This window comes from Mesorhizobium sp. M4A.F.Ca.ET.020.02.1.1 (assembly GCF_004022645.1).
Taxonomy (GTDB): Bacteria; Pseudomonadota; Alphaproteobacteria; order Rhizobiales; family Rhizobiaceae; genus Mesorhizobium.
Genome location: NZ_RZOI01001318.1, coordinates 1 through 664 on the forward strand (window position 1 = coordinate 1; position 664 = coordinate 664).

A 664-nucleotide genomic window follows, 5' to 3' on the forward strand; every position below is an offset into this window, starting at 1 on the left:
ATCATATTCGACGCGGTCTTTGCCGCCGTCGCGCGGCGCGACCTCAAGGCGGCCGAACGCAACCTCGCCGCGACTATGGGCGCGGTCGCAGGCAAGCGGCGCGGCGCATGAATACCAAGCCGCGTCCTGTCGTCGTCGCGGTCGGCAGTCTTCACTACGACATCATGGTCGACGCGCCCGACCGTCCGCGCAAGGGCGAGACGGTGACCGGCTTCGGCTGGCGGCCGAAATTCGGCGGCAAGGGCGGCAATCAAGCCATCGCGGCGGCAAGAGCCGGCGCCGATGTGCGCATGGCGGGTGCCATAGGCGACGATGATTTCGGGCGGGTTCTTCTCGCAAACCTCACCGCCGCCGGCGTCGACGCTTCCCGCATCGCCCACGTGGCCGGTCGCGGCTCGGGCATGAGCGGCGCCATATCCGACAGCGGTGGGGATTATGGCGCCGTGATCGTCTCCGGCGCCAACACCGCCCTCGATCCCGGAATCCTCGACGACGGCTCGCTTTGGCGAGGCGCGGGCGTGCTCATCTTGCAGAACGAGATGCCGGATGCCGTAAACCTCGCCGCCGCGAAGGCCGCGAAACGGGCGGGCGTGCCGGTGTGCCTCAACGCCGCGCCGCACCGGTCGCTGACGGACGAATTCATCGCGCTCGTTGACATCATGAT

At 68.4% G+C, this 664-nt stretch carries 1 protein-coding gene and 1 pseudogene; both read left to right on the forward strand.

Going from position 1 to position 664, the window contains the following annotated elements; all coding sequences use genetic code 11:
• Positions 1-111, forward strand: a pseudogene (locus EN742_RS39900) (RpiR family transcriptional regulator); the annotation flags it as partial.
• Positions 108-664: PfkB family carbohydrate kinase (locus EN742_RS36875; protein WP_245492503.1), on the forward strand; the 557-nt coding region annotated here is incomplete at its 3' end. The pseudogene EN742_RS39900 and the gene EN742_RS36875, both read left to right, overlap by 4 nt.